The 14,052-nt window shown below is 70.8% G+C and carries 12 protein-coding genes; 7 read left to right on the top strand and 5 right to left on the bottom strand.

Going from position 1 to position 14,052, the window contains the following annotated elements; all coding sequences use genetic code 11:
* Positions 1-5: 5 nt before the first annotated feature.
* The 7 genes from tpiA (at position 6) to ACIBJC_RS30895 (ending at position 7,096) form a co-directional block, all read left to right on the top strand.
* A complete protein-coding gene (gene tpiA, locus ACIBJC_RS30925; protein ID WP_399298119.1) occupies positions 6-800 on the top strand; it encodes a triose-phosphate isomerase in 795 nt (264 codons plus the stop codon).
* Positions 801-1,035: 235 nt separating this feature from the next.
* Complete coding sequence (gene secG, locus ACIBJC_RS30920) at positions 1,036-1,266, top strand: preprotein translocase subunit SecG (protein ID WP_030353663.1); 231 nt, start codon at positions 1,036-1,038, stop codon at positions 1,264-1,266.
* Positions 1,267-1,449: 183 nt separating this feature from the next.
* Positions 1,450-1,785: an RNA polymerase-binding protein RbpA gene (locus ACIBJC_RS30915; protein WP_078854845.1), complete on the top strand. Its 336-nt coding sequence runs from the start codon at positions 1,450-1,452 to the stop codon at positions 1,783-1,785.
* 186 nt (positions 1,786-1,971) lie between these two features.
* Positions 1,972-3,183: an MFS transporter gene (locus tag ACIBJC_RS30910; protein ID WP_399298116.1), complete on the top strand. Its 1,212-nt coding sequence runs from the start codon at positions 1,972-1,974 to the stop codon at positions 3,181-3,183.
* Between the two features lie 88 nt (positions 3,184-3,271).
* On the top strand, positions 3,272-4,924 hold the full coding sequence (gene pgi / locus ACIBJC_RS30905) for a glucose-6-phosphate isomerase (RefSeq protein WP_399298232.1): 1,653 nt from the start codon (positions 3,272-3,274) through the stop codon (positions 4,922-4,924).
* 4 nt (positions 4,925-4,928) lie between these two features.
* A complete protein-coding gene (locus ACIBJC_RS30900; RefSeq protein ID WP_399298114.1) occupies positions 4,929-5,426 on the top strand; it encodes a PH domain-containing protein in 498 nt (165 codons plus the stop codon).
* Complete coding sequence (locus tag ACIBJC_RS30895) at positions 5,423-7,096, top strand: PH domain-containing protein (RefSeq protein WP_399298112.1); 1,674 nt, start codon at positions 5,423-5,425, stop codon at positions 7,094-7,096. The genes ACIBJC_RS30900 and ACIBJC_RS30895 overlap by 4 nt, the downstream gene beginning before the upstream one ends.
* Before the next feature lie 103 nt (positions 7,097-7,199).
* Here ACIBJC_RS30895 and pgl read toward each other — a convergent pair whose 3' ends face one another.
* The 5 genes from pgl to tkt are packed head-to-tail and all read right to left on the bottom strand — an operon-like array spanning position 7,200 to position 13,793.
* Positions 7,200-7,982 carry a 6-phosphogluconolactonase gene (gene pgl, locus ACIBJC_RS30890; RefSeq protein WP_399298110.1) on the bottom strand — a complete coding sequence of 261 codons (783 nt, stop codon included), beginning with the start codon at positions 7,980-7,982 and terminating at the stop codon, positions 7,200-7,202.
* Positions 7,979-9,016: a glucose-6-phosphate dehydrogenase assembly protein OpcA gene (opcA, locus tag ACIBJC_RS30885; RefSeq protein ID WP_399298108.1), complete on the bottom strand. Its 1,038-nt coding sequence runs from the start codon at positions 9,014-9,016 to the stop codon at positions 7,979-7,981. The genes pgl and opcA overlap by 4 nt, the downstream gene beginning before the upstream one ends.
* Entirely contained in the window at positions 9,013-10,545 is a 1,533-nt protein-coding gene (gene zwf / locus ACIBJC_RS30880) for a glucose-6-phosphate dehydrogenase (protein WP_399298106.1), read from the bottom strand. Before zwf ends, opcA begins: the two co-directional genes overlap by 4 nt.
* 4 nt (positions 10,546-10,549) lie before the next feature.
* Positions 10,550-11,668 (bottom strand): transaldolase, encoded by a 1,119-nt coding sequence (tal, locus tag ACIBJC_RS30875; protein WP_329826159.1) that lies wholly within the window; start codon positions 11,666-11,668, stop codon positions 10,550-10,552.
* Positions 11,669-11,702: 34 nt separating this feature from the next.
* A complete protein-coding gene (gene tkt, locus ACIBJC_RS30870) occupies positions 11,703-13,793 on the bottom strand; it encodes a transketolase (protein WP_399298103.1) in 2,091 nt (696 codons plus the stop codon).
* Positions 13,794-14,052: the final 259 nt, after the last annotated feature.

Genomic DNA, 14,052 nt, shown 5'->3' with positions numbered 1-14,052 from the left:
AGTTCATGACCGCTTCCACAGAGAAGACCGGCCGTACCCCGCTGATGGCGGGCAACTGGAAGATGAACCTCAACCACCTTGAGGCCATCGCCCACGTCCAGAAGCTCGCCTTCGCGCTGGGCGACAAGGACTACGACGCCGTCGAGGTCGCCGTACTGGCGCCCTTCACCGACCTGCGCTCCGTGCAGACGCTGGTCGACGGCGACAAGCTCAAGATCAAGTACGGTGCCCAGGACATCTCGGCGCACGACTCCGGCGCGTACACCGGTGAGATCTCGGGCCCCATGCTGGCCAAGCTCAAGTGCACCTACGTGGCCGTCGGCCACTCCGAGCGCCGGCAGTACCACGCCGAGACGGACGAGGTCTGCAACGCCAAGGTGAAGGCCGCGTACAAGCACGGCCTGACCCCGATCCTCTGCGTCGGCGAGGGCCTGGACATCCGCAAGGCCGGTGACCAGGTCTCCTACACGCTCAACCAGCTCGACGGCGGCCTCAAGGACATCCCGGCCGAGCAGGCCGAGTCCGTGGTCATCGCGTACGAGCCGGTGTGGGCCATCGGCACCGGCGAGGTCGCCACCCCCGAGGACGCGCAGGAGGTCTGCGGGGCGATCCGCGGGCGGCTGGCCGAGCTGTACTCGCAGGAGCTGGCCGACGGGGTCCGGATCCAGTACGGCGGCTCGGTGAAGTCCGGGAACGTCGCCGCGATCATGGCGCAGCCCGATGTGGACGGCGCTCTGGTGGGCGGCGCGGCGCTGGACACGGACGAGTTCGTCAAGATCGTCAGGTTCCGCGACCAGTAAGACCGGTCGGTCTGAGTATGCGGGGGCGCGGATCCGTCGTACCCTGGCGGGGGTCGAGTGGGCATTTCCGGTGCGGTATTGCGGGAGATGTCACCCGGCCCCCGTCGTTCTTTATGCTTTATGCGTTCTGCCGATAATCAGTCCTGTTGATCCTGTGAGTTCGATCAGGTCGATCACGTCGATCGGATCGAGCCATCAGGTCGATCAGTCCGAGGAAGTTGGTCCAGCCGTGGTTATGGGGTTCTCGATCGCCCTCATCGTCTTCAGCCTGCTGCTGATGCTGCTGGTGCTGATGCACAAGGGAAAGGGCGGCGGCCTCTCCGACATGTTCGGTGGCGGAATGCAGTCCTCCGTCGGCGGGTCCTCGGTGGCCGAGCGCAACCTCGACCGCATCACCGTGGTGGTCGGGCTGCTGTGGTTCGCGTGCATTGTCGTGCTGGGTCTCGTCCTCAAGCTGGACAGCTAGGGGCTGCGCCGGGTACGGCTGCGGTACGGCGCCGCGGGCGCGGCCTATCATGGGTCGCGCGACCGGCGGCAGGAGGGTAACTCCCTTCACTGGACGCGCGTTGGGCCTTACGTAGACTGGGGCGCCCGGCAGCGGAGCTGCCTACCGATGCTTTGCGGCACCATCACGCAGGGAGTTACGACCGTGGCAAGTGGCAACGCGATCCGGGGAAGCCGGGTCGGAGCGGGGCCGATGGGTGAGGCCGAGCGTGGCGAGTCCGCGCCCCGCCTGCGCATCTCCTTCTGGTGCTCGAACGGGCACGAGACGGTGCCGAGCTTCGCCAGTGACGCACAGGTTCCGGAGACGTGGGACTGCCCGCGCTGCGGATTCCCGGCCGGTCAGGACCGGGACAATCCACCGGACCCGCCGCGCACCGAGCCGTACAAGACCCATCTCGCTTATGTACGGGAGCGGCGCAGCGACGCGGACGGCGAGGCGATTCTCGCCGAAGCCCTCGCCAAACTGCGCGGCGAACTCTAGTACCGCGGCACTGGTACCGCCCCCGGTACTGGAAAGCCTTTCCGGCCGGACACGTGGCACGTGTCCGGCCGAACCGTTTTTCCCGCGTCGCCGCCCTTTCGGCGCCGACCCGGTTCCACGCGGTGTCCGGCGGCATTGTCAGTGGCGCCCCTTACGGTCTGTATCAGTCGACCGGAGGGGGTAGTGATGACGGCTGTCGGCACGGTGGAGGTACGCGCGCCCGCCTGGCGCGGGGGGTTCGGAAGGCTGTGGTCGGCCGCGGTCGTCTCGCGGTTCGGTGACGCGCTGCGCACGGCGGCCCTGCCGCTGCTCGCCGCCTCCCTCACGGACAACCCGCTGCTGATCGCCTCGGTGACGGCCTGCGGCTATCTGCCGTGGCTGCTGTTCGGACTGCTCGGCGGGGCGCTCGCTGACCGGGTCGACCAGCGGCGGGCGATGTGGGGCGTCGACCTGGCGCGGGGCGCCCTGATGGCGGCCTTCGCGGGGGCCGTCGCCCTCGGCCACGCGTCGATCGCGCTGCTCCTCGCGCTCGCCTTCCTCCTCACCACGCTCCAGACGCTCTTCGACAACGCGGCCACCGCCCTGCTGCCCTCGCTCGTGGCGCGGCCGGCCCTCGCCGCCGCCAACGCCCGGCTGATGACCGGACAGCAGATGGCGAACGCGTTCCTCGCCGCCCCGCTGGTCCCACTGCTGCTGCTCGTCGGTGTGGCCGCGCCGCACGCGGCCAACGCCGTCACCTACGGGGTGGCGGCGCTGCTCATCGCCTCCCTGCGGATCGCGGCGCCGGAGCGCCCGCCCCGCGCGTCAGGATCCACCCTGCGCACGGAGATCGCCGAGGGGATCCGGTTCCTGGTGGCGGACCGGACGCTGCGCGGGCTGTGCCTGGCCACGATGCTCAGCAACATCGCGATGGGCGGGCTGATCGCGACGCTGGTCCTGCATGTCACGGGCTGGCTGGGCGGCGGCGACCGGGCGTACGCGCTGACCCTCACCGCCTTCGGCGCGGGAAGCGTGGCGGGTGGTCTGCTGGCCGGACGGATCGCCGAGCGGATAGGGCGGGTGCGGGCCATGTTCCTCGCCGGGTCCGTACAGATCGGCTGTCTGGTCGCGCTGGGCTCGGTACGGGAGATCTGGGCGCCGGCCCTGTGCCTCGCGGTCTTCGGGGCGATGACCATGGTGTGGAACGTCAGCCAGACCACCCTGACGCAGGAGCGCAGCCCCCAGGAGATGCTGGGCCGGATCAGCTCCGCGTTCCGTACGCTCGCGCTCGCCGGGGCGCCGCTCGGCGCGCTGCTGGCCGGGGCCGCGGCGGCCGGCTGGGGGCTGAACACCCCGGCCCTGCTCGCCGCCGGGCTCTTCGTACTGGCTGTCGCCTCGCTCGGCACTCTGATCAATTAAGTTGGGACCGACAGTGGGGGCAGACAGACTCGTAGGCGTAGAGCCACGCAGGAACACAGGCACGAGAAGAAGTGGGCTGATGTCCGAGATGAACGCGGAAAGCCGTACCAGGCTCAACCGGACGCCCGAGTGGAGCGCCCTGGGCAAGCACCGGGAGCAGTTGGCGGGCACCTCCCTGCGGGAGCTGTTCGCCGCCGACCCGGCGCGCGGCACCGGCTACACCCTCCAGGTGGGTGACCTGTACCTGGACTACTCCAAGCATCTGGTGACGGACGAGACACTGGCGCTGCTGCGCGAGCTGGCCTCGGCCACCGGGGTGGCGGAGCTGCGCGACGCGATGTTCCGCGGCGAGAAGATCAACACCACTGAGGACCGCGCCGTCCTGCACACCGCGCTCCGCGCCCCGCGCGACGCCGTGGCCGAGGTCGACGGGGAGAACGTCGTCCCGGCGGTGCACGCCGTGCTCGACCGGATGGCCGCCTTCGCCGACAAGGTCAGGTACGGCGAGTGGACCGGTCACACCGGCCTGCCCATCAGGAACATCGTCAACATCGGCATCGGCGGCTCCGACCTCGGCCCCGCCATGGCGTACGAGACGCTGCGCTCCTTCACCGACCGCGACCTGACGGTCCGCTTCGTGTCGAACGTGGACGGCGCGGACCTCCACGAGGCGGTACGGGACCTGGACCCGGCCCAGACGCTCTTCATCGTCGCGTCCAAGACCTTCACCACCATCGAGACCATCACCAACGCCACCTCGGCCCGCAACTGGCTGCTGACGGAGCTGCGCGTCGGCCCCGAGGCGATCGCCAAGCACTTCGTGGCCCTGTCGACGAACGCCGAGAAGGTCTCCGACTTCGGTATCGACACGGCGAACATGTTCGAGTTCTGGGACTGGGTCGGCGGACGCTACTCGTTCGACTCGGCCATCGGGCTCTCACTGATGATCGCGATCGGGCCCCGCCGGTTCCGCGAGATGCTGGACGGCTTCCACCTCGTCGACGAGCACTTCCGCACCGCGCCCCCCGAGGAGAACGCGCCACTGCTGCTCGGGCTGCTGGGTGTCTGGTACGGAGCGTTCTTCGACGCCCAGTCGCACGCGGTCCTGCCGTACAGCCACTACCTGTCGAAGTTCACCGCGTATCTCCAGCAGCTCGACATGGAGTCGAACGGCAAGTCCGTGGACCGGGACGGCAACCCGGTGGAGTGGCAGACCGGCCCCGTGGTCTGGGGCACCCCGGGCACCAACGGGCAACACGCGTACTACCAGCTCATCCACCAGGGGACGAAGATCATCCCGGCGGACTTCATCGGCTTCGCCCGGCCCGTCGACGACCTGCTGCCCGGCCTGGTCGCCCAGCACGACCTGCTGATGGCGAACTTCTTCGCCCAGACCCAGGCGCTCGCCTTCGGCAAGACGCCCGAGGAGGTACGGGCCGAGGGGGTGGCCGAGGAACTGGTGCCGCACAAGACGTTCCGGGGCGACCACCCGACCACGACCATCCTCGCCGAGACGCTGACCCCGTCCGTGCTGGGCCAGTTGATCGCGCTGTACGAGCACAAGGTGTTCGTCCAGGGCGCCGTGTGGAACATCGACTCCTTCGACCAGTGGGGCGTCGAGCTGGGCAAGGTCCTCGCCAAGAAGATCGAGCCCGTGCTCACCGGGGACGAGCCGGGCGAGCAACTCGACGCCTCGACCGCGGCGCTGGTCGCCACGTACCGCTCGCTGCGGGGCCGCTGAGCCGATGGGGGAGGGGGTACGAAGACTGCGACCGCCGAACAACACGCTGGACGGGCGTGCCGTCGGCTGGTGGCGCGCGCAGTGGCTGCTGCTGACGCTGGCCCCGGTGGCCGTGCTGGTGGTGCTCGGCGTGTTCATCGCCCCCGCGCGGGGATGGCTGCTGGGCCCGGCGGCCGTCCTCGCGGTGCTGGGTCTCGCCTGTACGGCGCTGATACCCGCATGGTGGTTCCGGGTGCACCGCTGGGAGGTGACGGACGAGGCCGTCTACGTCCGTACCGGCTTCTTCCGGCAGGAGTGGCGGATCGCGCCGATGTCCCGGATCCAGACCGTGGACACCGTGCGCGGCCCGCTGGAGCAGCTCTTCAAGCTCTCCACCGTCATCGTCACGACCGCCTCGTCCAAGGGCGCCGTACACATCCGGGGCCTCGACCACGAGCTGGCGGCCGGGCTCGCCGAGCGCCTGACCCACATCACCCAGGCCACGCCGGGGGACGCGACATGAGCGGGCCCCCGGAACCGGCGGCCGAGGCGGCGGGTCCGGCAGCCGCGCCGGTGGCGGAACCGGCCGGGGCGGCGGATACCGGCGCGCAGTGGCGGCGGCTCGACCGGCGCACCCTGCTGGTCACCGCCCTCGTCCTGGCCGGGGTCGTCCTCGGCGCCGGACTGCCCACCGCCGTCGGAATGGCCGGCCGGATGCCGCCGGGGGAGGCGGTGGCCTGGGTGGTGGCCGGGGCCGCGCTGCTGGTCGTCGCAGGAACGGGCGGCGAGTACGTCCGCTGGCGCCGCACCCGCTACCGGATAGGGCCCGAGCGCGCCGAACTCCACACGGGCCTGTTCCTGGTCAAACGCCGTTCGCTGGCCCGGGAGCGGATCCGCAGCGTCGACCTGACGGCGCATCCGCTGCTGCGGATCCTCGGCCTGGTCAAGGTCCGTATCGGCACCGGCGAGCACTCCGGCGGCGAGTCCATGCTGGAACTCGACCCGGTCACCCGCGCCGAGGGCGAACGGCTCCGTACCGAACTGCTCGACCGGACGCGGGGCGAACCAGGAACCCACCCCGAGGGCATGCTCGCCGTCCTCGACCCCGGCTGGCTCCGGTACGCGCCGATCTCGTTCGTGGCCCCGGTGCTCGGCGGCGCGGCGGCCGGCGGGCTGCTCCAGATCAGCGAGTGGTTCGGCGCGCAGACCCAGGTCATCGACTGGGTGCGCGACCGCTTCGAGAACACCCCGCTGGTCTGGACGATCCTGATCCTGGTGGCCGCGGCGGCGCTCGCGGGCATCGTCGGCGCGCTCGGCCTGTGGGTCGAGATGTGGTGGAACTACCGGCTGGAGCGCGAGCCCGGCGGCACCCTGCGGGTCCGCCGCGGACTGCTCACCTCCCGCTCGGTCTCCATCGAGGAGCGCCGGCTGCGCGGTGTGGAGCTGGTCGAACCGCTGGGCGTCCGGCTGGCGGGTGCGGCGCGGCTGGACGCGATCGCCACCGGCCTCACTCAGGACGAGGAGGACGAGCACGCCGACAACAAGGCGCTGCTGCCCGCCGCGCCCCGAGCGGTGGCCCACGCGGTGGCCGCACGGGTCCTGCGCGAAGCCGTCTCCCCGACGGACCCGACAGGCCCGAGGGACCCGAAGGACCCGAAGGACCCGAGGGACCCGACGGACCCGACAGGCTGGAAGGGCCCCACGGACACGGACCCGACAGGCCCGGCCCGTCTGACCCCGCACCCGCGCGCCGCCCGGAGCCGCAGGCTGCGCTGGTCCCTGGCCGCCGCGCTGCTGCCGGTGGCGCTGCTCGTGGGCCTCGGCCTGCTGCTCACGGACGTACTCCTGCCGGTGGCGGCGGCCTGTGCGGTGCTGCTGTTCCCGGCGGCGGTGCTCCTCGCCCTGGACGCCTACCGGAACCTGGGCCACGGTCTGCGCGGCGCCTACCTGGTGGCCCGCTCGGGCACGGTCCGCCGCTCGACGGTCGCGCTCCAGCGGACCGGGGTGATCGGCTGGACGGTCCGGCAGTCCCTGTTCCAGCGCCGGGCCGGCCTGGTCACCCTGACGGCGACGACGGCCGCGGGCGAGGGCGCGTACCACGTCCACGACGCCGCGGAGAGCGAGGCGCTCGCCTTCGCCGAGGAGGCGGTCCCAGGCCTGCTGGCGCCGTTCCTGGAGCCCGGGAAGAGCTGAATCACCGAGGAAGCTGAACCACCCGGGGAGACCGCTTCCGTGTACGTACGCGCGGCCCGGTCGCCGGGGAGGCGAGCCGGGCCGCGCGTACGTACACGAGACCTCAGGCGGAGGCCGGGGGGTACAGGTCGCGGGGGAGGGCCGAGGCCGCCGCCGCGTCCAGCAGCCACAGGGTGCGGCTGCGGCCGTACGCGCCCGCCGCCGGGGCCTGGATCTCGCCCGCGCCGGACAGCGCCATCTCCGCCGCCTTCGCCTTGTCCTCGCCCGCCGCCAGCAGCCACACCTCGTGCGCCGCGCGGATCGCGGGCAGGGTGAGGGAGATCCGCAGCGGCGGCGGCTTGGGCGCGCCGTGCACTGCGACCACCGTGCGCTCGGTCTCCCGGACGCCCGGCAGCTCGGGGAAGAGCGACGCGACATGGGTGTCGGGGCCGACGCCCAGCATCAGCACGTCGAAGGTCGGCACCGGGCCGTGGTCCTCGGGCCTGGCCGCCGCGGCCAGCTCCGTGGCGTACGCGGCTGCCGCCGCCTCCACGTCGCTGCCGTACGGGCCGTCCGAGGCGGCCATCGCGTGCACCCGCTTCGGGTCCAGCGGCACCGAGTCGAGCAGCGCCGCCCGCGCCTGGGTGATGTTCCGCTCCGGGTCGCCCTCCGGCAGGAAGCGTTCGTCGCCCCACCACAGGTCGAGCCGCGACCAGTCGATCGCGTCCCTGGCGGGCGCCGCGGACAGCGCGGCCAGCAGGCCGTTGCCGTTGCGCCCGCCCGTCAGCACCACCGACGCGGAGCCGCGCGCGGCCTGGGCGTCCACGATCTTCGTGATCAGCCGGGCCGCCGCGGCCTGCGCCATCAGCTCCTTGTCGCGGTGGACGACGAGCTGCGGAGTGTTCACTTCGACGCCGCCTTCTTCACCGGCATGCTCGCCGGTGTGACCGGGTGCCCGGGCGCGTGCTCCGAGGAACCCGCCTCCCTCGTCGGCAGGGGCGGCACGGACGACTTCGGGTCACCCAGCCGGTGCACACCGAACTTCAGCGCCGAGGCGTAGGTGTCGTCCGGGTCCAGCCGGCGCAGCTCCTCCGTGATCAGCTCCGCGGTGTCCCGGCGCTTCAGGGCGACCGCACGGTCCGGCTGCCCGTCGATGGAGAGCGTGGCGAGCGAGCCGTCGGCCCGGTCCAGCTTGATCGGCCCGCAGGTCGTCTCCATCCGTACGGCCGTGAGCCCGGGACCCGCGGAGACGGAGCGCCGTACCGGCACCCGCAGCCGGTTCGCGAGCCACATCGCGAGCAGCTCACCGCTCGGGTTGTGCTCCTCGCCCTCGACCTCGACCGAGGTGACCGAGCAGTCCACCTGGTCCAGGGCCGCCGCGACCATCGAGCGCCACGGCGTGATCCTGGTCCAGGACAGGTCCGTGTCGCCCGGGGTGTAGGCGTCGGCGCGGGCCGTCAGCTCCTCCACCGGGTGCTCGGCGGCGTATGTGTCCGTCACCCGGCGCTGCGCCAGCTTGCCCAGCGCGTCCTTGGCCGGGTTGACCGGCGCGTTGACCGGCCACCAGACCACGACGGGGGCGTCGGGCAGCAGCAGCGGCAGGACCACCGACTGGGCGTGGTCCGTCACCTCGCCGTACAGCCGCAGGACGACCGTCTCGCCGGTGCCCGCGTCGGTGCCGACCCGTACCTCGGCGTCGAGCCGGGCGTGCGCCCGGTCGCGCGCCGAGCGCGAGACCCGCTTCACGACGACGAGCTTGCGCGACGGGTGCTCGCGGGACGCCTCGTTGGCGGCCTTGAGCGCGTCGTACGCGTTCTCCTCGTCGGTGACGATGACCAGCGTGAGGACCATGCCGACCGCGGGGGTGCCGATCGCGCGGCGCCCCTGCACGAGCGCCTTGTTGATCTTGCTGGACGTGGTGTCCGTAAGGTCGATCTTCATGGCCGACGCCAGCTCCGTCCGTCTCGTGCGAGCATTTCGTCCGCCTCGACCGGACCCCAGGTCCCGGACTCGTACTGCGCGGGCTTGCCGTGCTTGTCCCAGTAGTGCTCGATCGGGTCGAGGATCTTCCAGGACAGCTCGACCTCCTCCAACCGCGGGAAGAGGTTCGAGTCGCCGAGCAGCACATCGAGGATGAGCCGTTCGTACGCCTCGGGGCTGGACTCCGTGAAGGACTCGCCGTACGCGAAGTCCATCGAGACGTCCCGGACCTCCATCGAGGTGCCGGGGACCTTCGAGCCGAACCTCATCGTCACGCCCTCGTCCGGCTGGACACGGATGACCAGGGCGTTCTGCCCCAGCTCCTCCGTGGCCGTGTGGTCGAAGGGCGAGTGCGGCGCGCGCTGGAAGACGACCGCGATCTCCGTGACCCTGCGGCCGAGCCGCTTGCCGGTACGGAGGTAGAAGGGGACGCCCGCCCAGCGGCGGTTGTCGATCTCCAGCTTCACCGCGGCGTAGGTGTCGGTCTTCGACCGGGCGTCGATCCCGTCCTCCTGGAGATAGCCGACGGCCTGCTCGCCGCCCTGCCAGCCCGCGGCGTACTGCGCGCGCACCGTGCCCTCTCCCAGGTCCTTGGGCAGCTTCACCGCGCCCAGCACCTTGGTCTTCTCCGCGACCAGCGCGTCCGCGTCGAAGGAGGCGGGCTCCTCCATCGCGGTCAGCGCGAGCAACTGGAGGAGGTGGTTCTGGATGACGTCACGGGCGGCGCCGATACCGTCGTAGTAGCCGGCCCGGCCGCCGATGCCGATGTCCTCGGCCATGGTGATCTGGACGTGGTCGACGTACGACCGGTTCCAGATCGGCTCGAAGAGGGTGTTGGCGAACCGCAGCGCCAGGATGTTCTGGACGGTCTCCTTGCCCAGGTAGTGGTCGATCCTGAAGACCTCGTTGGACGGGAAGACCTCGTGGACGACCTTGTTCAGCTCCTTGGCGGAGGCCAGGTCGTGCCCGAACGGCTTCTCGATGACGGCGCGGCGCCAGGAGCCCTCCGTCTGGTCGGCCAGCCCGTGCTTCTTGAGCTGCTGGACGACCTGCGGGAAGAACTTCGGCGGTACGGACAGGTAGAAAGCGAAGTTCCCGCCCGTGCCCTGGGCCTTGTCCAGCTCCGCGATCGTCGCCTTCAGGTTCTCGAACGCGTCGTCGTCGTCGAAGTCGCCCTGGACGAAGCGCATCCCCTGGACGAGCTGCTGCCAGACCTCCTCGCGGAACGGTGTACGCGCGTGCTCCTTGACCGCGTCGTGCACCTCCTGCGCGAAGTCCTCGTCCTGCCATTCACGGCGGGCGAAGCCGATGAGGGAGAAGCCCGGCGGCAGCAGACCACGGTTGGCGAGGTCGTAGACCGCAGGCATCAGCTTTTTGCGGGACAAATCGCCCGTGACGCCAAAGATGACCAGGCCCGACGGCCCCGCGATACGCGGGAGCCGTCGGTCCGCGGCGTCACGGAGCGGGTTCGCTCCGTGGGTTGAGGTCAAGGGTTCAGCCCTCCGAAGGGGCGAGGCGCTTGAGCTCCGCCTCGGTCGACTTGAGCAGGTCGTTCCAGGACGCCTCGAACTTCTCGACGCCCTCGTCCTCCAGGAGCTGGACGACCTCGTCGTACGAGATGCCCAGCTTCTCCACGGCCTCCAGCTCGGCGCGCGCCGTGTCGTACGTGCCGCGCACCGTGTCACCGGTGATCCGCCCGTGGTCCGCCGTGGCGTCCAGGGTGGCCTCCGGCATGGTGTTCACCGTGTTGGGCGCGACCAGTTCGTCCACGTACAGCGTGTCCTTGTACGCGGGGTCCTTGACGCCCGTCGAGGCCCACAGCGGACGCTGCTTGTTGGCCTGCGCTCGGTCCAGGGCGGCCCAGCGGTCGGACGAGAAGACCTCCTCGTACGCCTCGTACGCGAGACGCGCGTTGGCCAGGGCCGCCTTGCCGCGGGCCTCCTTGGCCTCCGGCGTGCCCAGCGCGTCGAGCCGCTTGTCGATCTCGGTGTCCACGCGGGACACGAAGAAGGACGCCACCGAGTGGATCTTGGAGAGGTCGAGGCCCGCGGCCTGCGCCTTCTCCAGACCCGCGACGTAGGCGTCCATGACCTCGCGGTACCGCTCCAGCGAGAAGATCAGCGTGACGTTCACGCTGATGCCCCGGCCGATGGTCTCGGTGATCGCGGGCAGCCCCGCCTTCGTCGCCGGGATCTTGATGAGGGTGTTCGGGCGGTCCACCAGCCAGGCGAGCTGCTTCGCCTCGGCGATGGTCGCCGTCGTGTTGTGCGCCAGACGGGGGTCGACCTCGATGGAGACCCGGCCGTCCTGGCCCTGCGTCGCGTCGAAGACGGGGCGCAGGATGTCGGCCGCGTCCCGGACGTCCGCCGTCGTGATCATGCGGATGGCTTCCTCGACGGTGACCTTCCGGGCCGCGAGATCGGTGAGCTGGGCCTCGTACCCGTCGCCGCCCGAGATCGCCTTCTGGAAGATCGACGGGTTCGTCGTGACACCCACCACGTGCGACTGGTCGAGAAGCTCCGCCAGGTTCCCGGACGTGATCCGCTTGCGCGACAGGTCGTCGAGCCAGATCGCGACGCCTTCGTCGGAGAGGCGCTTGAGTGCGTCTGTCATGAGGTTTGCATCTCCTACAGTTCGTATATGGGTGTCAGCGCGCCGCGGCCTCAAGAGATTCCCGCGCGGCGGTGACCACCGCGTCGGCGGTGAAACCGAACTCGCGGAAGAGGACCTTGGCGTCCGCCGAAGCCCCGAAGTGCTCCAGCGACACGATCCGGCCCGCGTCGCCCACGAACCGGTACCAGGTGAGCCCGATACCGGCCTCGACCGCCACACGCGCCTTCACGGACGGCGGCAGGACGCTGTCCTTGTACGCCTGGTCCTGCTCCTCGAACCACTCGACCGACGGCATCGAGACGACCCGGGCCGGCACTCCGGCCGCCTGGAGCTGCTCACGGGCCTCCACGGCGAGCTGCACCTCAGAGCCCGTACCGATGAGCACGACCTGCGGGGTGGTGGCCTGTCCGTCCGGGCCCTCGGCGTCGAACAGGACGTAACCGCCCTTCGCCGCGTCCTCGTTGGCCTCGTACGTCGGCACGCCCTGGCGGGTCAGCGCCAGACCGTGCGGGGCGCCCTTGTCGTGCCGCTTGAGGATCTCGGCCCAGGCGATGACCGTCTCGTTGGCGTCGGCCGGGCGGACGATGTTCAGGCCGGGGATCGCGCGCAGCGCCGACAGGTGCTCGACCGGCTGGTGCGTCGGGCCGTCCTCGCCGAGGCCGATGGAGTCGTGCGTCCACACGTACGTGACGGGGACCTGCATCAGCGCGGCGAGCCGGACGGCGGGCCGCATGTAGTCGGAGAACACCAGGAAGGTGCCGCCGTAGATACGGGTGTTGCCGTGCAGCGCGATGCCGTTCATCGTCGAGCCCATCGCGTGCTCGCGGATGCCGTAGTGCACCGTGCGGCCGTAAGGCGACGCCTCCGGCAGCGGGTTGCCCGCGGGGAGGAACGACGACGTCTTGTCGATGGTGGTGTTGTTCGAGCCCGCGAGGTCGGCGGAGCCGCCCCACAGCTCGGGGATGACCTCGCCCAGCGCCTGGAGCACCTTGCCGGAAGCGGCGCGCGTGGCGACGGCCTTGCCGGTCTCGAACGCGGGCAGCTTGTCCTGCCATCCCTCGGGCAGCTCGCCCGCCCGCACACGGTCGAACGTGACCGCGCGCTCCGGGTTGGCGGTGCGCCAGGCGGCGAACGTCTTCTCCCACGCCGCACGGACCTCGCGGCCCCGGTCGAGCGCCTCACGCGTGTGCGCGATGACCTCGTCCTCGACGGCGAAGGACTTCTCGGGGTCGAAGCCGAGCACTTCCTTCGTCGCGGCGACCTCCTCGGCGCCGAGCGCCGAGCCGTGCGCCGCCTCGGTGTTCTGCGCGTTCGGCGCCGGCCAGGCGATGATCGAGCGGGCCGCGATGAACGACGGGCGCTCCGTCTCGGCCTTGGCCGCCTTCAGCGCCTCGTACAGCGCCTGGGGGTCGAGGTCGCCGTCGGCCGTCTGCTCGACGCGCTGGACGTGCCAGCCGTACGCCTCGTACCGCTTCAGGGTGTCCTCGGAGACCGCGGTCTCCGTGTCCCCCTCGATCGAGATGTGGTTGTCGTCCCACAGCAGGACCAGGTTGCCCAGCTTCTGGTGCCCGGCCAGCGAGGACGCCTCCGCGGAGATGCCCTCCTGGAGGCAGCCGTCGCCGGCGATCGCGAAGATGGTGTGGTCGAACGGCGACGTGCCCGCCGCGGCCTCCGGGTCGTACAGTCCACGCTCGTACCGCGCGGCCATCGCCATGCCCACCGCGTTCGCGACACCCTGTCCGAGAGGGCCCGTCGTGGTCTCCACGCCGACCGTGTGTCCGTGCTCCGGGTGGCCCGGGGTCTTCGAACCCCAGGTACGGAAGGACTCCAGGTCGTCCAGCTCCAGGCCGTACCCGGCCAGGTAGAGCTGGATGTACAGCGTCAGGGACGAGTGGCCCACCGAGAGGACGAACCGGTCACGGCCGGTCCACTGCGCGTCGGAGGGGTCGTGCCGCATCAGCTTCTGGAAGAGCACATACGCGGCGGGGGCCAGGCTCATGGCCGTACCCGGATGGCCGTTGCCGACCTTCTGTACGGAATCCATGGCCAGGACGCGGGCGGTGTCTACAGCCCGACGGTCCAATTCGGTCCATTCAAGGTCTGCGGTGGTCGGCTTGGTGCTCACCCTGAGTCAGGGCTCCTCTCCACATGTTCTCATCCCGGTGTCTGAGGGCGCACCGGTTCGTTGTCGAGCCTACCCGCAGCATCCGACATCTTTCCGAGCGTCTTTCCAGGGTGCGGTGCGCACGAGGACTTCGCCTCCCGGCGGGCTGTCGGCAGGGTGTACGGGGCAGGTCGGGACCGCGTTCAACACGGCGTTCAACACGACCCCGCACGCCCCCTACCCCGGCGACAAACGGGATATGGGCAACGTCTAGAGTGGC

Source organism: Streptomyces sp. NPDC050509, assembly GCF_044457965.1.
Lineage (GTDB): Bacteria > Actinomycetota > Actinomycetes > Streptomycetales > Streptomycetaceae > Streptomyces.
This window is presented reverse-complemented; position numbering and strand designations above follow the sequence as displayed.